The following is a 24,858-nucleotide window of genomic DNA, read 5'->3' as shown; positions in this document are numbered from 1 at the left end:
AGGCCTCGCTTGCCGAGGTCCCGAGGCCCTGGCGCGCAGCGGATGCCTTCGGGGCGGTCAGGATCAGGGGTGGATGACCACCAGCAGCGCCGTCGCGGCCTGCTTGCCCGTGTTGCGGATGGCGTGCGGGCCGTCCACGGCGTAGCGTGCTGTCTCGCCCGTCTTGAGCTTCTGCGTGGTGTTGCCCGCCGAGACCTCCAGCTGGCCGCCCAGCACGCTGAGGTGCTCTCGCGAGCCGGGCTCATGTGCGCCGGACTCCAGCGCGCCGCCGGGCTGCACCGTCAGCTCGTACCACTCGAACTGGCCGGCCATGTCGATGGGGCCGAGGATGCGCAGCAGGCACTTGCCGTCGGGGCTGCTCATGCCGGGAATGCCATGCGCCGGCACCACCTCGATGGCCGGCGCGGCCGGCTTCTCACCGCCCAGCAGCTCCGACAGCTCCACCCGCAGCGCATTGGCCAGGCGCCAGACCACGGCCACCGTCGGGTTGGCCTGGTTTCGCTCGATCTGCGAGAGCATGCTCTTGCTCACCCCGGCCCGCCGCGAGAGCTCGTCCAGCGACAGGCCCTGGGCCTGGCGCAGCGCCTGAAGGGTGGCGCCGACGCGGGGCGGCTCAAGGCTGTCGGGATGGGGGACGGACATGGTGGCGACTCTCGGAAGGACCGGCAACGGCAGCTTGTTCACTTGACCCTGGGATGCAATTCCCAGATACTGCACGAAAGTTCGATATAGTGAACTGAATTCGATTTAATGGATTGTGCCCCAGGAGACCGAACATGGCCAATGCTGAAGACTTCTACGCCCACCTGCGCAGCGAGCTGCAGTCCATCCGCGAGGCCGGCCTCTTCAAGAGCGAGCGCATCATCACCAGCCACCAGGGTGCCGTGGTCAAGACCAGCGAGGGCCGCGAGGTGATCAACCTCTGCGCCAACAACTACCTGGGCCTGTCCTCGCACCCCAAGGTGATCGAGGCTGCCCACGAGGCCCTGCGCACGCACGGCTACGGCCTGTCCAGCGTGCGCTTCATCTGCGGCACGCAGGACATCCACAAGACCTTGGAGCAGCGCATCGCCCGCTTCCTGGGCACCGAGGACACCATCCTCTACGCGGCAGCCTTCGACGCCAACGGCGGCCTCTTCGAGCCCCTGCTGGGCGAGCAGGACGCCATCATCAGCGACGAGCTCAACCACGCCTCCATCATCGACGGCATCCGCCTGTGCAAGGCCAAGCGCTTCCGCTACAAGCACAACGACCTGGCCGACCTGGAAGCCCAGCTGCAGGCCGCCGAGGCCGCCGGCGCGCGCTTCAAGCTGGTCTTCACGGATGGCGTCTTCTCCATGGACGGCACCATCGCCCAGCTGGACAAGATCCGCGAGATCTGCGACCGCCACGGCGCGCTGCTGGGCATCGATGAATGCCATGCCAGCGGCTTCCTGGGCAAGACCGGCCGCGGCACGCACGAGCACCGCGGCGTCTTCGGCAAGATCGACATCATCACCGGCACCCTGGGCAAGGCCCTGGGCGGAGCCTCGGGCGGCTTCACCACCGGCCGCAAGGAAGTGATCGAGCTGCTGCGCCAGCGTTCGCGCCCCTATCTGTTCTCCAACACCGTGGCTCCCAGCATCGTGGGCGGTTCCATCGCCGTGCTGGACATCCTGGAAGGCTCCACCGCGCTGCGCGACAAGCTGGAGGCCAACACCGCCTACTTCCGCGAGGCCATCCAGGCCGCCGGCTTCGAGATCAAGCCCGGCACCCACCCCATCACGCCCATCATGGTCTATGACGCCGTCAAGGCCCAGCAGCTCAGCGCGCGCCTGCTGGAGCTGGGCGTCTACGCCGTGGGCTTCTTCTACCCCGTGGTGGGGAAGGGCCAGGCCCGCATCCGCGTGCAGATCTCGGCCGTGCACGAGCGCCACCACCTGGAGAGGGCCGTGGCCGCCTTCACGCAGGCCGGCCGCGAGCTGGGCCTCATCCCTGCCTGATCCCGCCGCCCGATCCTGATTTCCGCAGTACCTATCAAGAGCCCATTCATGAGCCGCCAAACCAAGATCCTCATCATCGGCGCCAATGGCCAGATCGGCACCGAGCTGGCGCAGGAGCTGGCCCTGCGTCACGGCAACGCCAACGTCATCACCAGCGACCTCGCGCCCGAAGGCCGCGTGAAGGCACTGACGCACGAGATGCTGGATGCCACCGATGGCGCGGCCGTCGCCGCTGCCGTGAAGCGCCATGAGATCACGCAGATCTACCTGCTGGCCGCCGCGCTGTCTGCCACGGGCGAGAAGCACCCCATGTGGGCCTGGGACCTCAACATGAAGGGCCTGCTGAACGTGCTGGAACTGGCCCGCACACAGAAGCTGGACCGCATCTTCTGGCCCAGCTCCATCGCCGCCTTCGGCCCCAGCACGCCGGCCGTGATGACGCCGCAGAGCACGGTGATGGACCCCACCACGGTCTACGGCATCTCCAAGCAGGCCGGCGAGCGCTGGTGCGCCTGGTACCACGCCAAGCACGGCGTGGACGTGCGCAGCCTGCGCTACCCGGGCCTGATCAGCTACAAGACCCCGCCCGGCGGCGGCACCACCGACTACGCCGTGGACATCTTCCACAGTGCGCTCAAGACCGGCGCCTACACCTGCTTCCTGGAAGAGGGTCAGGCCTTGCCCATGATGTACATGCCCGACGCGCTGCGCGCCACCATCGAGCTGATGGAGGCGCCGGCCGAGGCCATCAGCGAGCGCGGTTCCTACAACCTGGCGGGCTGCAGCTTCACGCCGGCCGAGATCGCCGCCGAGATCCGCCGCCGCATCCCCGGCTTCGAGATCAGCTATGCGCCGGACTTCCGCCAGCAGATCGCCGCCAGCTGGCCGCAGTCCATCGATGACAGCGTGGCCCGCCGCGACTGGGGCTGGAAGCCGCAGTTCGACCTTTCCGCCATGGTCGACGACATGCTCGTCAACCTCAAGCCGCTGCTGCAGGCCTGAATCTGTCGAGACGGCACACGGCGCTCCCGGTTCCGAGCAGGGCTGCTGCGCGAGAGGCGGCCCGCTGCTGCTAAGCTGGGCCCATGGGTCAAAGCCTGTGGATCTGCGGTTTCAAGGATCATCGCTCTCGCCGGGGCGCCCCTCGCCTGGCGGCGGGCCTGCTGTCGGCGGCCCTGTTGGCCCTTCCGGTCCATGCGCAGGAGGCTGCCGCCAAGCCCGATGAGCTGCGTTATCTGCTGGGCCTGCGGGTCTCCAGCGGGCCGGAGTACCCCGGCTCACGGCGCCAGGAGCAAGGCCTGACCCCCTTGTGGGCGCTCCACTGGGGCCGCTGGCGCATCACCACGGCCGGCACGGGCGCGATGATGGGCTTCGGCTCCGAAGCCGCGAGTCCCGGCCCTGGCGCCTCACGCGACTGGCTGCAGGGCGAGCACTGGAAGCTGGGCCTAGGCCTGCGCATCGACAGCGGCCGAGACAGCGATCAGGCCGAGATCACCCGCGGCCTGCCGGACGTGCCGCGCACGCTGCGGGGGCGCCTGAATCTGCAAGTGGAGCTGAATCCGAAGTGGACCCTCAGCGCCTCCCTGTCACCCGACCTGCTGAACCGGCGCGGCGGCACCGAGCTGAGCGTGGACTTCGGCCGCAGCCTGTACCGAAGCCGCCATGCCTCGCTGACGCTGGGGCTGGGCCTGTCGGCCTCCGACCGCCGCCATCTGCAGAGCTACTTCGGCGTGCCCGAGGGCAGCGAGGCCGCCCAGCGCCTGGGCCGGCACTACGAGCCTGGCAGCGGGCTCACCAGTGCCTACGTCAACCTCAGCTACATGCAGGCCCTGACCCCTCGATGGGTGCTGGTGGCCAGCTGGAGTGAAGGCCGGCTGCTGGATGCAGCGGCCGCCAGCCCCTTCGTGGAGACGACGCGCCAGCGCAGCGCCTCCATCGGGCTGGCCTACCGGAACTGACGGGGCGGGCGCTGCCGGGCGCTCAGAACGGGATGCGCCCGGTCCAGATCTCCCAGTACATGCGCCAGTCCCCCATGAAGCTCCACAGCGGGCGGCGGAAGCTGGCGGGCTTGTTCTTCTCGAAGCCGAAATGGCCGATCCAGGCGAAGCCGTAGCCGCACAGCAGTCCGGCCAGCAGCCACAGGGGCTGGCCCGTCACCAGGAGCGTGCCCAGGCACAGCAGCGCCAGGGTGGAGCCCAGGAAATGCAGGCGCCGGCACGTGCGGTGGCGATGCTCGCCCAGGTAGAAGGGGTAGAACTCGGCGAAGCTGCTGATGGAAGCGAGGGCGTCGTGGGCCATGGGGACTCCTGCAGTGCGAGGGGCGCTGCCTGCATTGAAGCGCAGGCGGGGCCTGCCGGCATCGGGGACGGTACCAAGGCCGGCACGGCCTGTCCCGCCCATCGTGCCGTTGGTCGCCTGCGGCTCGTGCGCCAGGGCGGCGAGCGATAAGGTGGCGACATCACTTTCAGCGCTTTGTGCACCATGCCGTCGTTTCAAGCTTCTTCCCGCGGCGCAGCGTCCCGCGTGGCCCGACTGGGGCTTCTGAGCCTCGGGCTGCTGCCAGGCCTCGTGCTGGCGCAGGCCTCGGCCTTCTCACGCGCAGCCGGCGCACCGGTGGCACCCGGCACCGTCTGGCACTACGAGAAATCCAACCGCGACGGCAGCGACGCCTGGCACTTCGCGATCTACTTCGCCAGCCCCAGCCGCGTGGAGGTGCTCAAGTGGCTGCCGGGCGAGGACCTGGTGGAGGTCCATGCGGATCTGGACCCGGCTCGCGCCATGCCCGTGCACATGCAGCAGTGGAACCTCGTCAAGGGTGAACGCCGGCCAACGCTGAGCGCGGACGCCGCCCCCAAGGCCTCGCGCCTCAAGGTCCATTTCGCCAAGGGCGGGTCCCTCGAGCTGGACGGCGGCGCGCTGCCCCTGCATGTCTGGGGCTTCGACCTGGCCTCGCTGGCCCCCTTGCTGCCGATGCTGAAGCAGCCGACGCAGGGCTTCCGGCTCAGCATGGTCGACCCCAACAGGCCGGGACGCCATGGCGAGCCGGCCCTGGTGGACGAGGCCCGCTTCGAGTACCTGGGGCAGCGCGCGTGGCAGGGCCGTCCGACGCATCAGTACCGCATCGCCGGCCCGGTCTTCGACGGCAAGGCCGGCCTGCTCGTCAGCAGCCTGCAGGGCCAGCTCCTGCATGCCGAACATCCCATGCCTACCAGCACCGACTGGACCGACTGGCGCCTCAGCTTCACACGGGCCGAGCAGCTGAACGGCAACCAGTGGGAGCAGTTCAAGCTGGAACTGCAGCGCCAGCTCGCGACCGGCGACTGAGTCTCAGCAAGCCAGCGCCGCGCGCAAGGCGGCCAGCACGGCGTCCGGCGCCTCGGCCATCATCGAGTGGCCGGCGGCCGGGATGCGGTGCACCTGGGCCTTGAGCGCCTGGCTCAGGGCCTGAGCCTGCTTGGGGGCCGTCATCACATCGCGATCGGCGGCCAGCACGTGGCTGGGGCAGGTGACGCGTGCCGCCGCCTCCAGCCCGCCTGCATAGCGGTCACAGACCTGGAAGTCATGCAGGAAGAGGTTGGCCTCGCTGGACCGGGCCTGCGTGCGCTTCATCAGAGCCAGATTGCTGCCGTGCAGCCAGCTGCCCGGACCGGGATAGCCCGGCTTGGCCGCCTGCGTGCTGTGCGAGAAGACGTTGACCATGGCCATGGCCTTCTCGGGCACCTCGGCGGCGGTGTTCAGCAGGGCCTCGGAGACCTTCATCGGGAAGGCCGTGCCCAGCAGCAGCAGCTGGCGGGCGCGCTCGGGCGCCTGGGCGGCGGCCTCCAGCGCGATCAGCGAGCCCATGCTGTGCCCGGCCAGCGCGGCGCGCTCGACGCCCACGGCGCTGAGCAGTTCCAGCACCCAGGCGCCGGCCGCCTCCACGCTGGGCAGGGCCGGACCGCCGCTGCGGCCATGGCCAGGCAGGTCCACGGCCAGCACGCTGTGGCCATGGTGGGCGAACCAGCGCGCCAGCAGCGTGAAGACGCTGTGGTCATGCAGCGCGCCATGGACGAAGACGAGGCAGGGCAGGGCAGGGTCGAAGGCACGCCCGCCGGTGTAGGCATAGGCCTCGCGGCCTTGAACAGTCACTTGCATGGGGCGGCGCTCACTTGGATGCGATCTTCAGGGCGGTCTTGAGGTCGGCGATCAGGTCGTCGGCATCTTCCAGACCGATGGACAGGCGGATGGTGCCCGGCGTGATGCCGGCCTGCGCCAGCGCGGCGTCGTCCATGCGGAAGTGGGTGGTGCTGGCCGGGTGGATCACCAGCGAGCGGCAGTCGCCCACATTGGCCAGGTGGGAGAAGATCTTGAGGCTCTCGATGAAGCGGCGGCCCTGCTCGCGGCTGCCGTTCAGGTCGAAGCTGAAGACCGCGCCCGCGCCCTTGGGCATGAGCTTCTGTGCCAGCGCATGGCCGGGGTGCGAGGCCAGGCCCGGGTAGGCGACGCGGCCGACCTGAGCCTGGCCGGCCAGGAACTCGGCCACCTTCTGCGCATTGCCCACATGGCGCTCCATGCGCAGCGAGAGCGTCTCCAGCCCTTGCAGCATCAGCCAGGCCGTGTGCGGGCTCATGCAGGCGCCGAAGTCGCGCAGGCCTTCGCGGCGGGCGCGCAGCAGGAAGGCGCCGGTGGTGCTCTCCTCGGCGAAGACCATGCCGTGGAAGCCCTCGTAGGGCTCGCAGAGCTCGGCGAAGCGGGCCAGGCCCGCGGACTTGCTGCGCTCGTAGGCCGACTGCCAGTCGAAGTTGCCGCTGTCCACCAGCACGCCGCCCACCACCGTGCCGTGGCCGCAGAGGAACTTGGTGGCCGAGTGGAAGACAAGGTCCGCGCCATGCTGCATGGGCTTGAGCAGGGCAGGGGGCGTCAGCGTGGCGTCCACCAGCAGGGGCAGGCCGGCTTCGTGGGCGATGGCGGCCACGCCGGGGATGTCCAGCACGTCCATGCCGGGGTTGCCCAGGGTCTCGCCGAAGAGCAGGCGGGTCTCGGGGCGGATGGCGGCGCGCCAGGCGTCCAGCTCATCGGGGCGCACGAAGGTGGTGCTGATGCCGAATCGCTTCAGCGTGTAGTGCAGCAGGTTGTGCGAGCCCCCGTAGAGCGCGCTGGAGGCCACGATGTGGCTGCCCGCCGGCGCCAGCGTGCTGATCGCGAGGAACAGCGCCGCCTGCCCGCTGGCCGTGGCGATCGCGCCGGCCCCGCCTTCCAGGGCGGCCATGCGTTCCTCGAAGACCGCCGTGGTCGGGTTCGAGATGCGCGAGTAGACATGCCCCGCGCGCTCCATGTTGAAGAGCGAGGCCGCGTGCTCGGCGCTTTCAAAGACGAAGGAAGTGCTGAGATGCAGAGGGACGGCCCGGGCGCCGGTGCTGGGGTCGGGTGCCGCCCCCGCGTGCAGCGCCAAGGTGTCGAAGCCGGGATCGCCGTAGCCTGACATGCTGTCTTTCGTGGTTTCAGGATGCCGGGATTGTGTGCTATGTTGGACGCAATTCTGATCTGCCCGCCTGTCGAGGAGAAAACACATGAAAGTCGCCGACATCCTGCGCGTGAAAGGCAACGCCCTGTACACCGTGCCGCCCGAGCAGCCCCTGGCCGAAGCCCTGGCCACGATGGCCGAGCGAGACATGGGCTCGCTCGTGGTGATGGAGTTCGGCGAGCTGGTGGGCATGCTGACCTTCCGCGAGGTGATCGCCGCCGTGGTCCGCAATGGCGGCAGCGTGGGCAGCAACCTGGTCCGTTCCGTGATGGACGACCATCCGCTGACCTGCACGCCCGAGACCGAGATCGACGAAGTCCGCCGCATGATGCTGGGCCGCCATGCCCGCTACATGCCCGTGCTCAACGGCCGCCAGCTGATGGGGGTGATCTCCTTCTACGACGTCGCCAAGGCCGTGGTCGACAGCCAGGACTTCGAGAACCGCATGCTCAAGGCCTACATCCGCGACTGGCCGGTCGAGGAAGAGGGTGCTTCGCACGAGCCGAAGCTTTGAGCCGTTGATCGCCAAGCCCGCCGGCCTGCGAGGCCCGGGGGCGCGCCATAGAATCCAGGGCATGCCCGGGCGCTCCTGCCGGGGACTGACCCTGGATTTTTCATGGCTGGCAGCACTTTCGGCGAACTCTTCCGTGTCACCAATTTCGGCGAAAGCCATGGCCCGGCCATCGGCTGCGTGATCGACGGCTGCCCGCCCGGGCTCGAGTTGAGCGAGGCCGACATCCAGCCCGAGCTGGACCGCCGCCGCCCCGGCACCTCGCGCCACGTGACCCAGCGCAACGAGCCTGATGCCGTGCAGATCCTCTCAGGCGTCTACGAGGGCCAGACCACCGGCGCGCCCATCTGCCTGCTGATCCAGAACACCGACCAGCGCAGCAAGGACTACGGCAACATCCTGGACACCTTCCGCCCGGGCCATGCCGACTACACCTACTGGCGCAAGTACGGACTGCGGGACCCGCGCGGCGGCGGCCGTTCCTCGGCCCGCCTGACCGCCCCCATGGTGGGCGCCGGCGCCGTGGCCCGCAAATGGCTCAAGGCCCAGTTCGGCACCGAGTTCCGCGGCCACATGACCCAGCTGGGCGAGCTGCCCATTGCCTTCGAGGGCTGGGAGCATGTGCCGAACAATCCCTTCTTCGCCGCCAACGCCAGCCAGATCGCGGAGCTGGAGGCCTATATGGACGCGCTGCGCAAGTCCGGTGACTCGGTCGGCGCACGCATCGAGGTCCAGGCCACGGGTGTGCCGGTGGGCCTGGGCGAGCCGCTCTTCGACAAGCTGGACGCCGACATCGCCTTCGCGATGATGGGCATCAACGCCGTCAAGGGCGTGGAGATCGGCGACGGCTTCGGTGTCGTGCCCCAGCGCGGCAGCGAGCACGGGGACGAGCTCACTCCCGAGGGCTTCGCCAGCAACCATGCGGGCGGCGTGCTGGGCGGCATCTCCACCGGCCAGGACCTGCGCGTGTCCATCGCCATCAAGCCGACCAGCTCCATCCGCCTGCCCAAGGCGTCCATCGACCGCGCCGGCCAGGTGACCGAGGTGGTGACCCACGGCCGCCATGACCCCTGCGTGGGCATCCGCGCCACCCCCATTGCCGAGGCCATGCTGGCCCTGGTCCTGATGGATCATGCGCTGCGCCACCGCGCGCAGTGCGGTGACGTTCGGCACACCCTGACGCCGATTCCGGCCCAGCGCGGCTGAACCAAGGCAGGGCGACGCTCCGGCCTTGCCTTCCTGCAGTTCGTCCCCAACTGCAGCAGCAAATCCCCACGGGCGACGCCCTGACCCCTCTTTTGCGCGCTTCGTCGCAGGCGCGCTGCAAGCCTCGTGCGCTCTTCCTAGACTGCGCCGCAGTTAGACACTCGCGGTAACCCTGCAGCAATGGAGAGACACATGGACAAGAAGAAGCGCAATCGCTGGCTGGTGTGGGGAGGGGCGGCCGTTGTCGTCCTGAGTGCAGGCGCTGGCGCTGCCGTCTATGCCGGCAAGGCCGACAGCAAGGCTTCGGATGCCAAGCAGGCCGCCAAGGACGGCGCCAAGGACGGCAAGGACGACAAGAAGAAGGAAGCCACCCTGGAGTTCGCCTCCCGCGAGGTGACCAAGCCCCAGATGGCCACCATGCCCGGCAGCATCGAGTTCTCGGGCCCCCTGGTGGCCCCCAACACGGTGGTCGTGCGCAGCAAGGCCAGCGGCGTGCTGCTGAACCTGCACGTGGCCGAGGGCAGCCGGGTCCGCAGCGGCCAGAGCCTGGGCGAGCTGGATCTCGAGGAGCTGCGCTACCGCGTGGCCGAGCGCCGCGCCAGCCTGGAGGCTGCACAGGCCCAGTTCCAGCAGGCCGAGCGCAGCTACAAGGCCAATGAGGACCTGGCCGCCAAGGCCTTCATCTCCAGCACCGCACTGGACAACTTCCGCGCCAGCATGGAGGCCGCCCGTGGCCAGTGGCTGGCCGCCAAGGCCCAGCTGGAGACCGCGCAGAGCAGCCTGCGCCTGGCCTCGCTCGTGGCGCCCATCAGCGGCGTCGTGGCCAAGCGCCATGCCGTGCCGGGCGAGAAGCTCAGCGCCGAGCAGCAGGTGCTCAGCATCGTGGACCTGGGCAAGCTGGAGCTGGCCGGTCTGGTCGGCACGCATGAGGTCGCCCGCCTGAAGCCCGGCATGGCCGTGGCCGTGAAGGTGGAAGGTGACGAGCAGCCGGTGCAGGCCCGCATCTCGCGCATCGCCCCGGCCGCCGAGCCCGGCACCCGCAGCATCGGCGTGACCCTGGAGATCGCCAATGCCGAGGAGCGCTTCCGCGCCGGCCAGTACGCCGTCGCCCACGTCGAACTGCCGGACAATGCGCAACGCCTGACCCTGCCCGCCACCGCGGTGATCAACGCCTCCGGTCAGGATCATGTGTGGGTGCTGGAGAAGGGCACCCTGGTCCGCCGCGTGGTGACCACCGGCCGCCGTGACGCCCGCGAAGGCCGCATCGAGATCCTGCAGGGCCTCAAGGCCGAGGACCAGGTGCTCGCCGCCCGCTTCGACAATCTGCGCGACGGCGCCGCGGCCAAGGTCGTGGACGCCCGCGCCCCGCGCGTGGCCAGCGCCGCCGCCAGCGCCCCCGCGCTGCAATAAGGAGACCGCATCATGTGGATGACCCGCGTCTCCATCCAGAACCCGGTCTTCGCGACCATGGTGATGGTGGCCCTGTGCGTGATGGGCCTGTTCGCCTATTCCAAGCTGGGCGTCGAGCCCATGCCCGACATCACCTTCCCCGGTGCGCAGATCGACGTCGCCTACCCCGGCGCCTCGCCCGAGGCCATCGAGCGCGAGATCCTGCGCCCGCTGGAGGAGTCCCTCAACACCATCTCCGGCGTCGACACCATCCGCTCGCGGGCCTATGAGGGCCGCAGCCAGGTCTGGGTCATGTTCAATCTGAACGCCGACATGAACCGCGGCATGCAGGAGATTCGCGACCGCGTGGGCATGGTGCAGGCCAGCTTCCCCCGTGACGTGAAGGCGCCCACCATCACCCGCTTCCAGGGCGACAACCAGCAGCCCGTGGTCGTGATGTCACTGATGAGCGAGACCCGCTCGGCGCGCGAGCTCTCGATGATGGCCGAGCTGACCGTCTCCAAGCGCCTGACGCGCGTGGAGGGCGTGGCACTGGTGGACATCGGCGGCATGGTCTCCCGCGAGGTGCGCGTGGACCTGGACCCGCAGCGCCTGCGTGCCTACGGCGTGACGCCGGCCGAGGTGGCCACCGCGCTGCGCGAGGCCAATGCCGACCAGCCCGTGGGCCTGCTGTCCGACAAGCTCAGCGATGCCATCCTGCGCGTGGAAGGCCGCGTCAAGGACCCCAAGGAGTTCGCCAAGACCGTCGTGGCCCGCCGCGGCAACCTGGTGCTGACCCTGGGCGACCTGGGTACTCTGGTCGAGCGTGAGCGCGAGGCCACCACCATCGCGCGCATCAACGGCAAGCCCGCCGTCACCTTCAGCGTCTTCAAGCAGCAGGATGCCAACGTGGTCGCCACCGGCGAGGCCGTCAAGGAGGCCATGGAGGAGTTGCGCAAGACCCTGCCCAAGGATGTGGAGCTGCGCCTGATCAATGCCAACAGCGACTGGGTCAAGGGCTCGCTGGACGGCCTGCGCCACACCCTCATCGAGGGCGCGCTGCTGACCGTGGCCATCGTCTTCCTGTTCCTGCACAGCTGGCGCTCGACCATCATCACGGGCCTGACGTTGCCCATCGCGGTGATCTCCAGCTTCCTGGCCGTGCATGCCTTCGGCTTCACGCTGAACTTCATGACCATGATGGCGCTGTCCCTGTGCATCGGCCTGCTGATCGATGATGCCATCGTGGTGCGCGAGAACATCGTGCGTCATGTGGGCATGGGCAAGGACCACCACCAGGCGGCCTTCGACGGCACCAACGAGATCGGCCTGGCCGTGATGGCCACCACCTTCGCCATCTGCGCCGTGTTCGTGCCCGTGGCCTTCATGGGCGGCATCATCGGCAAGTTCTTCCATCCCTTCGGCATCACCGTGGCGGTGGCCGTGCTGGTGTCGCTGTTCGTGAGCTTCACGCTGGACCCGATGATGTCCAGCATCTGGAAGGACCCGCCCAGCACCTGGCTGCGCCGCTTCTGGGGCCTGCGCCACCTGATCAACGGCACCGACCGCATGATGGACGTGCTGCACACCACGTATGAGCGCGTGATCCGCTGGGTCTTCAGCGGCCGCCGCTACCGCGTCTTCGTGCCGCCCGTGCCCGCCTACGGCCGCCCCTTCGATGCCCAGGGCCAGCGCGACCGCAGCCAGAAGCGCCGCCTGCGCTTCGCCACCCTGACGCCGCGCGGCCTGGTGATGTGGGGCGGCTTCATGAGCTTCGTCGTCGCCATCGTGCTGGCCGGCTTCGTGGGCAGCGAGTTCGTGCCCCAGACCGACCAGGGCTTCACCCAGCTGAGCCTGCGCATGCCCGTGGCGACCAGCCTGGACCGCGGCGACGCCAAGGTGGCCCAGGTCGAGGAGATCCTCAAGAGCTATCCCGAGATCAAGACCGTGTCCACCGTCGTGGGCGCCTCGGGCGACGGCATGGCCACGGGCCGCAACCAGGCGGTGCTCAACATCGCCCTGACCCCCCGCAAGGAGCGCAAGCGCACGCAGAAGGAGATCGAGAACGCGATGCGCGAGGACCTCGCCCGCATCCCCGGCATCGAGCTGTCGGTGGGCTTTGACCGTCCGGTGTGGATCAACCTGCTGGGCAATGACTCCGAGCAGCTGACCAAGGCCGCCAACGAGCTGGCCGCCGCCATCCGCAAGGTGCCGGGCGCCGTCGACGTCGACACCACGGTCAAGCCCGGCCTGCCGGCCTTCGCGGTCCGGCTGAAAGACTCGGCCGTGCGCGAGCTGGGCCTGACCGCTCCGCAGCTGGCCTCGTCCCTGCGCGCCTATGTCAATGGCGAGGTCGCGACCTACTGGACCACGCCGGACGGCAATCAGGTCGAGGTGCTGCTGCGCCTGCCGCAGTCGCAGCGCGAGCGCATCGACCAGATGCAGAAGCTGCCCGTGGCCTTCGCCAAGGACGGCAGCCCGATCAGCCTGGACCAGGTCGCCACCATCGAGCCGGTGTTCAACCCCGAGGTGATCCGCCGTGAATCGCTGCAGCGCCGCGAGGCCGTCTACGCCGCGGTCAAGGACCGCAGCGCCGGCGAGGTCAATGCCGACGTGCAGAAGATCGTCAAGAACATGCAGCTGCCCCCGGGCGTGAGCTTCAAGGTGGACGGCGCCGGCAAGCAGCAGGCCGAAGCCTTCAAGGGCCTGCTCTCGGCCATGGGCCTGGCGGTGATCTTCATCTACATCGTGCTGGCCAGCCAGTTCGGCAGCTTCATCCAGCCCATCGCCATCATGGCCTCGCTGCCTCTGGCCCTGATCGGGGTGATGCTGGCCCTGCTGTTCTGGGGCTCGACGCTCAACGTCTTCTCCATGATCGGCCTGGTGATGCTGATGGGCCTGGTGACCAAGAACGCCATCCTGCTGGTGGACTTCGCCAACCATGCCCGCAAGGCCGGTGCCACGGTCAGCGAGGCCCTGCTGGAGGCCGGCCTGATCCGCATGCGCCCCATCATCATGACCACGGCGGCGATGATCTTCGGCATGCTGCCCATGGCCATGGCGCTCAACGAGGGCAGCGAGCTGCAGGCGCCCATGGGCCGGGCCATCATCGGCGGGGTGATCACCTCCACGCTGCTGACCCTGGTGGTGGTGCCGGTGCTGTACTCCTATCTGGTGCGCGACAAGAAGCGCAAGCCCCTGGCCCAGGCGCCGGCGGCTGGCCCGCACAGCCCGGTGCTGACCGGCAATGCAGGCGTCGTGCCCGCCAAGTAAATCCAAGTAGCGCGGGATCGGCGGGGCCATGCGCCCCGCCTGTCACCCTTCAGGCCGCCGGCTCTGCCCGCGGCCTTTTTCATGGGCCGGTGCCGGTCAGTCCCAGCCGCGTGCGAAGCGTGCACTGTTGCCGCGCTGGCCGGATATTTGTCATCGCGGCGTCGTCAGCTTCGTGCAAGCAGGCGCAGACTTGCCTATCATCCGCGCCGCCCGTCCACGGCTTGCCCAGCCCTGCCTTCGTCCACCATGCGCGCTCTCGTCCTTGCCCTGACCCTTTGCAGCCTTGGCTGCATGCCGCGGGCATGGGCACAGGCGCCCGCCGGACCGGGGCACGAATCGCTGCGCCTGCTCACCGAGGACTTCCCGCCCGTCAATTTCCAGCAGGATGGCGTGGTGAAGGGCCTGTCCGTGGAGATCGTCCAGGAGATCGAGCGCCGCCTGGGCCTCAAGGATGAGATCACGCTGATGCCCTGGTCCCGGGCCCTGCGCGAGGTGCAGGGGCCGGGCCGCGTGGCCCTGTTCGCGATGGCGCGCACGCCGGCCCGCGAGAAGCTGTTCAAGTGGGTGGGTCCCATCGTCACCTTCTACAGCTCCTTGTATGCGCCGGCCCGGGGCGGCCTGCGCCTGCGCTCGCTGGACGATGCCAAGCGCGCTGAATCGGTGCTGGTGGTGCGGGACTGGTACACCGCCGAGCAGCTGGCCAGCGTCGGCTTCAAGAACCTGGTGCCGGTGGCCGATCCTGTCACGGGCATTCGCATGGTGCTGGCCGGACGCGCCACGCTGTTCGCGACCGAGCGGCTCTCCATGCCCCAGACCATGGCGCAAGCCGGCATCCCCGAGGAAAGCCTGGAGATCGTCTACAGCTACGCCAGCTCCGAGGGCTACATCGCCTTCTCTCACGAGACGCCCGACAGCCTGGTCCAGCTCTGGAACGAGAAGCTGCGTGACATGAAGCGTGACGGCAGCTTCCGCGCCATCTACAAGCGCTGGCTGCCCAACGACGCACCGCCCCAGTGAGGGCTCAGGCCAGGGCCAGGGCCATGCCGCGCAGCGCGGGCGACTCCTGGGCCGTGATGAGGTAGACCGGCATGGTCTCCAGCAGCGGCCGCATGCGGCCCTTGGCGAGGAAGCGCTCCATGAAGGCGGACTGCCGCAGGGCACCGGCCATGCGCGGCAGCACGCCACCGCCCAGGTAGACCCCGCCGCGCGCGCCCAGGGTCAGTGCCAGGTTGCCGGCCATGGCCCCGAGGAATCCGAAGAACAGCGCCAGCGCCTCGCTCGCCTGTGCATCGGCTTGCGCCAGTGCGGCATCGGCCAGTTCGGGCGGCTGCGTGAAGCGCACCGGGCAGTCGTCCATGGCGCACAGGGCCTCGTAGGTCCAGACCAGGCCCGGCCCCGACAGCACCCGCTCGGCCGAGGCATGGCCGAAGCGCCGCTGCAGCTGGCTCAGCACCCGCCATTCGCGCTCGGTGCTGGCACACAGGGTGGCATGCCCGCCTTCGCTCTCCAGCGCCCGCCAGCCGCCGCCGGGCTGGGGCAGCAGGCCCGAGACGCCCAGCCCCGTGCCCGGGCCGATCAACGCACGCGCCGCGTCCGGCAGGGCCGGGCCTCCGCCCAGGTGCAGCAGTTCGTCCTCACGCAAGGTGGGCAGGGCCAGCGCCAGCGCGGAGAAGTCGTTGTAGATGGCCAGCTTGTGCAGGCCCAGGCCCTGCCGCAGGGCCTCGATGGAGAAGGCCCAGTGGTTGTTGGTCATCTGGATCCAGTCCCCGGTGACCGGATTGGCCAGGCCCAGGGCCGCCTGGGCAGGGCGCTCGCGGCCGATGCGCTCGAGGTAGGCCTCGACGGCCTGCTGCAGCTGCGGATAGTCCTGGCAGGGCAGGGTCTCCACGCATTCCAGCGGCGCCTGCGCATGCGCCTGCCAGGCGAAGCGGGCATTGGTGCCGCCGATGTCGCCCACGAGCCGGGGCCGGGCTTGAAGGGAGTCCTGCGTCATGCGATGCGCCTTTCATCCTGGCCCTGGAACAGATGGACGGCCTGGGGCGCCCACTGCAGATGGACCGTGTCCCCCACCTGGGCATGCAGCGCTCCTGGCACGCGGCTGGTGAGGCGGCCTACGGCGGTCTCGACGGTGGCGTAGGTGTCCGGCCCGGTGGGCTCGATCATGTGCAGGCGGCCCGGCAGGCCTTCGCCGGACAGGCGCACGTCCTCCGGGCGCAGGCCGTACAGCAGGTCCTGGCCGGCCAGCGGCTGCAAGGCCAGGCGCTGGGCCTCCGACAGGGGCAACACCTGACCCTGGGCCTGTGCACTGCTGCCATCGAAGCGCGCGCCGACGAAGTTCATGGTCGGCGAGCCGATGAACTCGGCCACGAAGCGATTGGCCGGGCGGCTGTAGATGTCCTCCGGCGTGCCGAACTGCTGCACCTGCCCGTCCTTCATCACCGCGATGCGGTCGCCCAGGGTCATGGCCTCGACCTGGTCGTGGGTCACATAGACCGTGGTGGTGCGGGTGCGCTGGTGCAGCAGTTTGATCTCGGCGCGCATCTCCACGCGCAGCTTGGCATCGAGGTTGGACAGCGGCTCATCGAAGAGGAAGAGCTTGGGGTCGCGCGCCAGCGCCCGCCCCATGGCCACGCGCTGGCGCTGGCCGCCGGAGAGCTGCCCGGGCTTGCGCTGCAGCAGGTGCTCGATCTGCAGCATCTTCGCGACGCGGGCCACGGCGGCATCCCGCTCGGCGCGCTTCATGCCGCGCATCTCCAGCGCGAACGCGATGTTCTGGGCCACGTTCATGTTGGGGTAGAGCGCGTAGCTCTGGAACACCATGGCGATGTCGCGGTCCTTGGAGGGCAGGTCGGTGACGTCACGCTCGCCGATGTGAATGCGGCCCGTGGTGGGCTGCTCCAGCCCCGCGATCATGGCCAGCAGCGTGGACTTGCCGCAGCCCGAGGGACCCACGAGGATCAGGAACTCGCCGGCCTCGATCTCCAGGTCGATGCCCTTGAGGATCTCGACGCTGCCATAGCCCTTGCGGATCTGTTGAAGGTTCAGTGCACCCATGGTGTCATCCTTTCACGGCGCCGGCGGTGAGGCCGCGCACGAAGTACTTGCCCGCCAGCACATAGACCAGCAGGGTGGGCGCGGCGGCGATGAGCGCCGCGGCCATGTCCACGTTGTATTCCTTGACCGAACTGGAGGTGTTGGCCAGGTTGTTGAGGCCCACGGTGATGGGCTTGGCATCGGCGCCCGAGAACACCACACCGTAGAGGAAGTCGTTCCAGATGGCGGTGAACTGCCAGATCAGCGTCACCACCAGGATGGGCCCCGACAGCGGCAGCACGATGCGCCAGAAGATCTGCCAGAAGCCCGCGCCATCGAGCATGGCGGCCTTCACCAGCTCGTCCGGCAGACCCGCGTAGTAGTTGCGGAAGAACAGCGTGGTGGAGGGCAGGCCCGCCAGCACATGCACCAGCACCAGGCCCGCCAGCGAGTTGGCCAGGCCCAGCTGCCCCAGCACCTGGCTCATGGGCAGCAGCACCACCTGCATGGGCATGAAGACGCCGAAGAGCATCAGCGCAAAGACCAGCTCGCTGCCGCGGAAGCGCCATTTCGTCAGCACATAGCCGTTGATGGCACCCAGGGCCGTGGAGATGATCACCGCCGGCACCACCATGGCGACCGAGTTCATGAAGAAGGGCTTGAGCCCGTTGCAATCGGTGCCGGTGCAGGCGCTGGACCAGGCCTTGGCCCAGGCGCCAAGCTCCGGTGACGACGGAATGGACAGCAGGCTGCCCTGGCGCAGCTCCTCCATGCTCTTGAGCGAGGTGCTCACCATCACGTAGAGCGGGGTCAGGTAGAACAGGGCCAGCAGGCCGAGGGCCGCGAAGAGGGCCAGGCGCCCGAGGCTCAGGCGTGGCGTGGCGGTCATGGAAGCGTTCATGCGTGCCTCCCGCGTTGACGCAGTTCGGAGTACAGATAGGGCACCACGATGGCCGCAATGGTGGCCAGCATCACCGTGGCGCTGGCGGCCCCGAGGCCGATCTGGCCGCGGCTGAAGGCCATGGTGTACATGAAGGTGGCGGGCAGGTCCGTCGCATAGCCTGGGCCGCCGGCGGTCAGCGCCATCACCAGGTCGAAGCTCTTGATGGCCAGATGGCTCACCACCATCAGCGTGGAGAAGAAGACCGGGCGCAGGCTGGGAATGAGGATGCGCCAGTAGATGCGTGGCAGGCTGGCGCCGTCCACCTGCGCGGCCTTGATGATGCTGTCGTCGATGCCGCGCAGCCCCGCGAGGAACAGCGCCATCACGAAGCCCGAGCTCTGCCAGATGGCGGCGATGACCACGCAGTAGATCGCCATATCGGCATCCACCAGCCAGTCGAAGCGTGCATTCTCGAAGCCCCATTGCTGCAGCAGGTGCTCGAGTCCCAGGCCGGGGTTGAGGATCCATTTCCAGGCCGTGCCCGTCACGATGAAGGACAGGGCCATGGGGTAGAGGTAGATCGTGCGCAGCACGCCTTCGGCGCGGATGCGCTGGTCCAGCAGGATGGCCAGCAGCAGGCCCATCACCGTGGCCCCGCCGACGAACAGCGTGCCGAAGACCGCCAGGTTGCGCAGCGCCAGGGTCCAGCGCTCGGACTCGAAGAGCTGCGCATACTGCGCCAGCCCCACGAACTCGTAATTGGGCAGCAGGCGGGAGGCGGTGAGCGAGAGCACACCGTTCCAGGCCATCAGGCCGTAGATGAAGAACAGCGCCAGCAGGAAGGAGGGCGCCAGGACCAGCTTGGGCAGCCAGGGGCTGCGGGGAGGGGCATTCATGGCAGGCCTTTGGAAGGCGTCGGGAAGCAGCTCAAAAAGACCTGCACGCCGCGCCCGGCCTGGGCCGGAGGCCGCCTGCAGACGAGCGCAGGCGTGCAGGCAAGGGTCCGCAGAGGGCACCCGAGCTACAAGAGATCCTTGAGGAAGAAGGGGCCGGTGCGCTCGTCATGACGAACGCACCGGCCAAGGCGCTCAGCGCTGCTTGGCGGCGGCGACGAGGCGGTCCATGGCCTGGGCCGTGCTCATCTTGTCGCTGTTCCAGAACTGGCTGACCACGTCCTTGATCGCACCTTCGGCGGCCGAGGGCACAGCCATGCCGTGGGCGATGGAGGGCACCAGGGTCGAGGCCTTGGCGCTGTCGGCGAAGTCCTTGGACGAAGCGCGGGCGCAGTCGTCGAACTTGTCCATCTTCATGCCCATCCGCACCGGAATGGAGCCCTTGTTCAGGTTGAACAGCTCCTGGAAGTCCGGCGACATGATGGCCGAGGCCAGGTCGCGCTGGGCCTTCTGGTTGGCCTCGCTCTTCAGCTTGAAGAAGGCGAAGGAGTCGATGTTGAAGGTGAAGGCCTTGGCCGTGCCGGGTGCGGGCAGGCACAGGAAGTCCTTGCCGGCGGTCTTGCCCGCGGCCACGAACTCACCCTTGGCCCAGTCGCCCATGATCTGCATGCCTGCCTCGCCCTTGATCACCATGGCGGTGGCCAGGTTCCAGTCGCGGCCGGGGGCGTTGCGGTCGGTGTAGTCCTTGAGGCGGCGGAAGGTGCTCAGCACCTTGTCCATCGTGGGGCTCTTCAGCGTGGCCGGGTCCAGCTGGACCAGGGCCTTGCGGTAGAAGTCCACGCCGCCCAGGCCCAGGGCCACGGCCTCGAAGCTGGTGAAGTCCTGCCAGTTCTGGCCGCCATGGGCCAGGGGCACGATGCCGGCCTTCTTCAGCGCATCGGCCGCCACGAAGAACTCGTCCCAGGTGGTCGGGGCCTTGGCGCCGGCCTTCTTCAGGGCTTCCGGGTTCACCCACAGCCAGTTCACGCGGTGCACGTTCACGGGCGCGGCGATGTAGTGGCCCTGGTACTTCATGATGTCGCTGACGACCTTGGGCAGGCTCTCGTCCCACTTCTCGGTCTTGGCGAGGTCATCCATATTGGCCAGCACGCCTTCCTGCGCCCATTCCTGCAGCGAGGGGCCCTTGATCTGCGCGGCGGCCGGGGCATTGCCCGAGACCACGCGGGACTTCAGCACCGTCATGGCGGAATCACCGCCGCCGCCGGCCACGGCGAAGTCCTTCCAGCTGTGACCCTTGGCCTGCAGCGTGCCCTTGAGCGCGACGGCCGCCTTGGCCTCGCCGCCGCTGGTCCACCAGTGCAGGACTTCGACCTCGCCGGCCTGGGCCGCGGTGGCCGCGCAGGCCGTGATCAGGGCCAGGACCAGGGGGCGCACGGCGCCCTTGTTCATGCTTTGCATGCTTGTCTCCAGATTCTTTTGTGCGTTGAGCGTGATTGTGCGTTCATCTGCCGTTCAGGGACGGTCAGAACCACCATTCCACCTGGGCGCCGGCGCTGGTGCCGGAGGTCTTGTCCGCGAAGGCGGCCTGGCCGGTGACGTTGCCGGCGGCGTCGTTCCAGCGGGCATGCGTCAGGTAGACGCGGAACTCGGGCCGGCTCCAGAAGTCGTTGGCGATGGACAGCGTGGGCGCGATGGTGAACTTGGTCAGCCGTGCGGTGGCCCCGCCGTCGGGCTTGTACTGCGAGACGCCCAGCTCGCTGACCAGCTTGAAGTTGCGGCTCATGCCATAGGACGCGCGACCGCCGATGGACAGCGACTTGGTGCTCTTGCCCGCCGCGTCCGTCTCCTTGGCCAGCAGCAGCATGGCCTGGCCGCCGAACACGCCTTCCTGCCAGCCGATGGACTCCACCAGGCGGTAGCTCTTGGCAGACGAACCCGCGCCGAGATCACCGAAGTTGGAGTTCAGGCCGGCCGAGCCCTGGGCGTACTGCAGCCAGAGGGTGTTGGACAGGCCGGTGCCGAACAGCTTGGCCTGGTCATGGCGCAGGGCGACGCCCAGGCCCGAGGTGCCGCCGTCGAAGCTGCCCTTGGTGGCCGTGAAGAACACGTTCAGCTTGCCCTCGTCATTGGCGGCGATGTCCACCCATTCGACATTGGCGCGATGGCCCGGCTTCACGGCACTGGCCTCGGTCTTGTAGAAGGCCACGCCCAGCTTGCCGGGCCCGCCGTCCAGACCCTTGACGCCCGCGCCTACGCCGGCCATCTCGGTGAAGTAGGTGTCGACGATGTGCACGTCACCGCGGCGGCCCCGTTCCTTGCCGATCCAGAAGGTGGCGTTGGGCGCCACATCGAAGCCCTTGGCCTCGGCGAACATCTGCTCGATGGCCAGGCCCTTGCCATTGGTGTCGGTGGCGCCGGTCCAGTGGTTGGTCATCAGGGTGACGCGGTAGTCCACGCCGTCCTTCTGGAAGCCCTGGCTCAGCTGGAACTCGCCGTAGAAGTCGCACTCGTTGCCAAGGCGGTACTTGATGCCGGCACTGCCGCCGTTGAGGGCGTAGCAGGCGCGGGAGGCGTTGTTGGAGGTGAGGCCGGGGCCGGCACGGAAGTAACCGGTCCAGTCCAGCGCCTGAGCGCTGGCGGCGGCGAGGCCGAGGCTCAGCACGAGAGTCAGGCGCGTCAGCGCTTGCGGGGGGAACTTCATTTGCATTGTCTCCGTCGTGGGGCTCCTGAGCGCCAGCGTCCGGTCGCCAGCATTCATGAAGCATTTATGTTTTGTGCATGCGACGTTAATGTTAATGATTCATTCATGTACGTTTATCGGTGATTACCATTAGGGTGCGGCAAGCCCCAGGGAAGTGCGCCAGCGGCGGCGCAGCCCGGGTATCAGGCACGGCATGGGTGGACGAGGCGCCGTCCCGGGGAGGGCGGCAGGCGGGCACTCAGGGCGCCAGCGGCAGGATGAGATCCAGCTGCAGCCCCTGCGGCTGCACCGGGGTGGCGCTGACGCGGCCCCCATGGCGTTCCACGATTTCCTTGACGATGGCCAGGCCCAGTCCGCAGCCATTGCCGGAGAGGGTGGCTCGGTAGAAGCGCTCGAACAGGCGGCCCTCGGAGCCAGGCGTGACGCCGGGGCCGTTGTCACGGATGCTGAGCCAGGCGCGGTCCGCATCGCCGCTGGCCTGCACGGTGACCGTGGCGCCGCGGCCGGCGTAGCGCAGGGCGTTGTCGATCACATTGACCAGCGCCTCCTTCAGCAGCAGGGGCACGCCGTGCACCCACAGGGGGGTGGCGCCGTCACTGGCATCTGCGCCCTCGAAGCCCAGGTCCACGCCCGCCTGCAGCGCGCGGGGCACCAGCTCGGCGGTGACCTCGCGGGCGAGGCGGGCCAGGTCCAGTTTCACGCGGGACTGCGCGCCCTGCGACTCCGGCTCCGTGCGCGCCAGGGTCAGCAGCTGGTTGACCAGGTGGGCGCTGCGGCTGGCGCTCTCATGCACGCGCTGCAGGCGCTCCTGCAGCGCGGGCTCGCCGGGCAGCTCGGCGGCCTCCTTCAGGGCCAGCTCGGTCTGACTCTTGAGGCCGGCCAGGGGCGTGCGCAGCTGATGAGCGGCATCGCTGATGAAACGGCGCTGAGCCTGCACATTGCTCTGCACGGCCTCCAGCAGTTCGTTGATCGCGTGGGCCAGGGTGCGCAGCTCCTGCGGTGCCACGTGCAGCTCGATGGGGCGCAGGTCATTGGGCTTGCGGCCCTCGACCAGGCTGCGCAGCCGCGCGATCGGTGCCAGGCCAGCCCGGATCCCCGCGGCCACGATCATGGTCATCAGCACCATCAGCAGGGACAGGGGCAGGACCATGTCGGTCAGCAGGCGGCGGGCCAGCTCCTCCCGGTTGGCGCTGGAGCGTGCGACCTGGACCAGCATGGTGCGGCCCTTGTCTTCGCCGTCGACATCGCCGTAGTGCAGGTACAGGGCGGCCACGCGCAGCCGGTCCGTGCTGCCGGACTGCGGGTTGGCGACCTGGCTGTCGTAATAGTAGGGCTCGCCCAGGCGCGGATGCTCGGGCACCGACTGCGGCAGGGGCAGCTGGCGGTTGCCCAGGATGAACTCGCCGGGGGGCGAGCTGACGGTGTAGAGCAGCTTGTCGGCCGGATCGGCCTCCAGCACGTCCTGGGCGGCCCGGGGGAAGTCGATCAGCAGGCCGGTGCCCATGGGCTTGACCTGGCGGGCCAGGGCGCGGCTGGCCTGGGACAGGCTGGCGTCCACTGCCTGATTGGCATAGCGCTCGGCCAGCTTGAAGGTGAAGAGGGCGCCGCCCAGCCACAGCACCAGCTGGGGCAGCAGCAGCCACAGCAGCAGCTGACGCCGCAGGGAGGTGCCGGCGCCGAACCAGCGCAGGACGCGGTGCAGCATGCTCGGGCCTGCGTGGACCTAGGCGCCGGAGGAGGCTTCGGCCTCCAGCAGATAGCCCAGGCCGCGCACCGTGCGGATGGCCACGCCCGCGCCCTCCAGCTTGCGGCGCAGGCGGTGGATGTAGACCTCCACCGCGTTGGTGGCGCTCCCTTGGGGGTCGTTGCCGCCGCCATCGGCCGAGGCCCAGGTCTGGTTGATCTGCTCCTTGGTGACGACGCGGTCGCGGTTCGCCATCAGCAGGTCCAGCAGCATCCATTCGCGCGGGCTGAGGTCGATGGGCTCGCCATGGATCAGGGCGCGGCGGGCTTCCTGGTCCAGGCTCAGGCCGGCCACCTCGGCGCGCTGGGGCTGGGCCCCCGCGCGGCTGCGGCGCAGCAGGGCGCGCAGGCGGGCTTCCAGCTCGGGGAAGTCGAAGGGCTTGGTGAGGTAGTCGTCCGCGCCGGCGTTGAGGCCGGCCACGCGGTCCTCCAGGCTGTCCAGGGCGGTGAGGATCAGCACGGGCAGGGCGGGCTTGGCCACGCGCACATGCTTGAGCACGGTAAGGCCGTCCACCATGGGCAGGCCCAGGTCCAGCACGGCCACGTCAAAGGGCTGCTTGACCAGCAGGTACTCGGCCACCGCGCCGTTGGGGGCGTGCTCCACGGCGAAGCCGCTGCGGCGCATCTGGGCGCACAGGGCGTCAGCGAGCAGAGGGTCGTCTTCAGCGAGCAGCAGGTTCATGAATGGCAGCTTAACAGCCGTTCAGGCGAGAGGCGACAGGAGTTTCCTGCAGTTTCGGGAGGGCAGGGCGGATCCAGCGGTGGCTTCGCAAGCTACCAGGGCTCGTAGCTGTGCCGCGCAGGGCGCTGGACCAAGATCCCGCGAGGCCCACGCCCCGCAGGCGGGCGCCGGGTCGCTCAACCTCTGGAGGAACTGAACATGAAACCCACAGCCATCGCGCTCATCGGATCGGCACTTCTTCTTTCGGCGGGACTCGCGTCCGCAGCGCCGCTGAAGTCCACCGCGATCCCCATCCCCATCGAAGAGGAGTTCGTCGTCGCGCAGCAGCTGCACGTCGATTCCAGTCTGGACGCCATCGTCACCCAGCTCCTGGGCGCGGGGCTTGTCGACTTCGGGGCGAAGCTTCATTACGAAGGCCGCTACCGGGTTGCCGAAACGTCGCCGGGCATCTTCTCCGGCAGCTACGGTGGCATCCTGTCCGGCACCTATCTCGGCGAGAACTGGTCCGTCGAGTACGGGGCGGCCATGGAGACCGATGCCGCGCTGAACAAGGTATGGAACCTGGACAGCAAGGGGACCTGGAAGAAGGGGCCGTACGCCGGCAAGAACTTCAAGGACAAGGGCAAGATCATCGAGAAGACCGACCATACGGCCGATCTGGAAATCGAGATCGAGACCGACGGTGTCACGCCGAAGATCAAGACCTCGGCGGCTGGCCTCAAGAAGGACAAGGGCGGCGGCAAGCTGAAGGTGTCCGGCGATCTCGGGGTCGTCGACGACGCCGGCAGGACGCACAAGGAGAAGGTGGCCATCGAGCTGGACCAGGCCACCAAGACCTTCACTTCCCGGGTCACCAGCAGCTTCGCGGGCTTCGGCTTCGTGGTCCTGGAGAACGAAGGCTCGTACACCGCTTCGGATTGCCTGGCGGACTGCCCCGTGGGGGAGACCTCCTTCGACATCACGGTCACCCAGGTGCCCGAACCGGCCACGCCCCTGCTTTTCGCCGCGGGATTTGGCGGCTTCCTGGTGTCGCGCCGGCGCAAGTCAGCCTGAGCGGGC

At 68.7% G+C, this 24,858-nt stretch carries 22 protein-coding genes; 10 read left to right on the top strand and 12 right to left on the bottom strand.

Annotation, left to right across the window (positions count from 1 at the left end; all coding sequences use genetic code 11):
* Positions 1-63: 63 nt before the first annotated feature.
* Positions 64-642 carry a helix-turn-helix domain-containing protein gene (locus O9Y01_RS18085; protein ID WP_183104620.1) on the bottom strand — a complete coding sequence of 193 codons (579 nt, stop codon included), beginning with the start codon at positions 640-642 and terminating at the stop codon, positions 64-66.
* Between the two features lie 134 nt (positions 643-776).
* On the opposite strand from O9Y01_RS18085, the gene kbl reads away from it, so the two are divergent.
* The 3 genes from kbl (at position 777) to O9Y01_RS18070 (ending at position 3,940) form a co-directional block, all read left to right on the top strand.
* Positions 777-1,982: a glycine C-acetyltransferase gene (gene kbl / locus O9Y01_RS18080; RefSeq protein WP_269633007.1), complete on the top strand. Its 1,206-nt coding sequence runs from the start codon at positions 777-779 to the stop codon at positions 1,980-1,982.
* Between the two features lie 48 nt (positions 1,983-2,030).
* Positions 2,031-2,984, top strand: coding sequence for an NAD-dependent epimerase/dehydratase family protein (locus O9Y01_RS18075; protein ID WP_269633006.1), 954 nt, complete (start codon positions 2,031-2,033; stop codon positions 2,982-2,984).
* An 83-nt stretch (positions 2,985-3,067) separates the two neighbouring features.
* Positions 3,068-3,940, top strand: coding sequence for a MipA/OmpV family protein (locus tag O9Y01_RS18070; RefSeq protein WP_269633005.1), 873 nt, complete (start codon positions 3,068-3,070; stop codon positions 3,938-3,940).
* A 22-nt stretch (positions 3,941-3,962) separates the two neighbouring features.
* Here O9Y01_RS18070 and O9Y01_RS18065 read toward each other — a convergent pair whose 3' ends face one another.
* Complete coding sequence (locus tag O9Y01_RS18065; protein ID WP_269633004.1) at positions 3,963-4,280, bottom strand: Mpo1-like protein; 318 nt, start codon at positions 4,278-4,280, stop codon at positions 3,963-3,965.
* A gap of 225 nt (positions 4,281-4,505) precedes the next feature.
* On the opposite strand from O9Y01_RS18065, the gene O9Y01_RS18060 reads away from it, so the two are divergent.
* On the top strand, positions 4,506-5,306 hold the full coding sequence (locus O9Y01_RS18060; protein ID WP_269633003.1) for a hypothetical protein: 801 nt from the start codon (positions 4,506-4,508) through the stop codon (positions 5,304-5,306).
* A 3-nt stretch (positions 5,307-5,309) separates the two neighbouring features.
* Here O9Y01_RS18060 and O9Y01_RS18055 read toward each other — a convergent pair whose 3' ends face one another.
* Together O9Y01_RS18055 and O9Y01_RS18050 are read right to left on the bottom strand one after the other, a co-directional pair.
* Entirely contained in the window at positions 5,310-6,116 is an 807-nt protein-coding gene (locus tag O9Y01_RS18055) for an alpha/beta fold hydrolase (RefSeq protein WP_269633002.1), read from the bottom strand.
* A gap of 10 nt (positions 6,117-6,126) precedes the next feature.
* Positions 6,127-7,446 (bottom strand): O-acetylhomoserine aminocarboxypropyltransferase, encoded by a 1,320-nt coding sequence (locus tag O9Y01_RS18050; protein ID WP_269633001.1) that lies wholly within the window; start codon positions 7,444-7,446, stop codon positions 6,127-6,129.
* Between the two features lie 85 nt (positions 7,447-7,531).
* On the opposite strand from O9Y01_RS18050, the gene O9Y01_RS18045 reads away from it, so the two are divergent.
* The 5 genes from O9Y01_RS18045 to O9Y01_RS18025 all read left to right on the top strand — a co-directional run bounded on the left by O9Y01_RS18045 (position 7,532) and on the right by O9Y01_RS18025 (position 14,881).
* Complete coding sequence (locus O9Y01_RS18045) at positions 7,532-7,999, top strand: CBS domain-containing protein (protein ID WP_269633000.1); 468 nt, start codon at positions 7,532-7,534, stop codon at positions 7,997-7,999.
* Positions 8,000-8,101: 102 nt separating this feature from the next.
* Complete coding sequence (gene aroC, locus O9Y01_RS18040) at positions 8,102-9,202, top strand: chorismate synthase (RefSeq protein ID WP_269632999.1); 1,101 nt, start codon at positions 8,102-8,104, stop codon at positions 9,200-9,202.
* 192 nt (positions 9,203-9,394) lie between these two features.
* On the top strand, positions 9,395-10,612 hold the full coding sequence (locus O9Y01_RS18035) for an efflux RND transporter periplasmic adaptor subunit (RefSeq protein ID WP_269632998.1): 1,218 nt from the start codon (positions 9,395-9,397) through the stop codon (positions 10,610-10,612).
* 12 nt (positions 10,613-10,624) lie between these two features.
* On the top strand, positions 10,625-13,864 hold the full coding sequence (locus O9Y01_RS18030) for an efflux RND transporter permease subunit (RefSeq protein ID WP_269632997.1): 3,240 nt from the start codon (positions 10,625-10,627) through the stop codon (positions 13,862-13,864).
* Between the two features lie 291 nt (positions 13,865-14,155).
* Positions 14,156-14,881, top strand: coding sequence for a substrate-binding periplasmic protein (locus tag O9Y01_RS18025; RefSeq protein ID WP_269632996.1), 726 nt, complete (start codon positions 14,156-14,158; stop codon positions 14,879-14,881).
* A gap of 4 nt (positions 14,882-14,885) precedes the next feature.
* Here the strand turns inward: O9Y01_RS18025 and glk are convergent, their stop codons facing one another.
* The 8 genes from glk to O9Y01_RS17985 all read right to left on the bottom strand — a co-directional run bounded on the left by glk (position 14,886) and on the right by O9Y01_RS17985 (position 23,799).
* Entirely contained in the window at positions 14,886-15,857 is a 972-nt protein-coding gene (gene glk / locus O9Y01_RS18020) for a glucokinase (protein WP_269632995.1), read from the bottom strand.
* Complete coding sequence (locus O9Y01_RS18015) at positions 15,854-16,918, bottom strand: ABC transporter ATP-binding protein (protein WP_269632994.1); 1,065 nt, start codon at positions 16,916-16,918, stop codon at positions 15,854-15,856. The genes glk and O9Y01_RS18015 overlap by 4 nt, the downstream gene beginning before the upstream one ends.
* Before the next feature lie 4 nt (positions 16,919-16,922).
* Positions 16,923-17,786: a carbohydrate ABC transporter permease gene (locus O9Y01_RS18010; protein WP_269633234.1), complete on the bottom strand. Its 864-nt coding sequence runs from the start codon at positions 17,784-17,786 to the stop codon at positions 16,923-16,925.
* Between the two features lie 8 nt (positions 17,787-17,794).
* Positions 17,795-18,676: a carbohydrate ABC transporter permease gene (locus O9Y01_RS18005; RefSeq protein WP_269632993.1), complete on the bottom strand. Its 882-nt coding sequence runs from the start codon at positions 18,674-18,676 to the stop codon at positions 17,795-17,797.
* A 192-nt stretch (positions 18,677-18,868) separates the two neighbouring features.
* Entirely contained in the window at positions 18,869-20,131 is a 1,263-nt protein-coding gene (locus O9Y01_RS18000; protein WP_430765641.1) for an ABC transporter substrate-binding protein, read from the bottom strand.
* A 64-nt stretch (positions 20,132-20,195) separates the two neighbouring features.
* Positions 20,196-21,374, bottom strand: a complete 1,179-nt coding sequence (locus O9Y01_RS17995) for a maltoporin (RefSeq protein WP_269632992.1) — start codon at positions 21,372-21,374, stop codon at positions 20,196-20,198.
* Positions 21,375-21,612: 238 nt separating this feature from the next.
* Positions 21,613-23,079: a sensor histidine kinase gene (locus O9Y01_RS17990; protein WP_269632991.1), complete on the bottom strand. Its 1,467-nt coding sequence runs from the start codon at positions 23,077-23,079 to the stop codon at positions 21,613-21,615.
* 18 nt (positions 23,080-23,097) lie between these two features.
* On the bottom strand, positions 23,098-23,799 hold the full coding sequence (locus O9Y01_RS17985; RefSeq protein WP_269632990.1) for a response regulator transcription factor: 702 nt from the start codon (positions 23,797-23,799) through the stop codon (positions 23,098-23,100).
* Between the two features lie 198 nt (positions 23,800-23,997).
* Between O9Y01_RS17985 and O9Y01_RS17980 the strand changes: the two genes are divergently transcribed.
* The gene (locus O9Y01_RS17980) at positions 23,998-24,852 is read left to right on the top strand and encodes a PEP-CTERM sorting domain-containing protein (protein WP_269632989.1); all 855 of its coding nucleotides are present in this window, start codon (positions 23,998-24,000) and stop codon (positions 24,850-24,852) included.
* Positions 24,853-24,858 lie beyond the last annotated feature (6 nt).

The organism is Pelomonas sp. BJYL3 (assembly GCF_027257975.1).
Lineage (GTDB): Bacteria > Pseudomonadota > Gammaproteobacteria > Burkholderiales > Burkholderiaceae_C > Roseateles_B > Roseateles_B flavus.
This window is presented reverse-complemented; position numbering and strand designations above follow the sequence as displayed.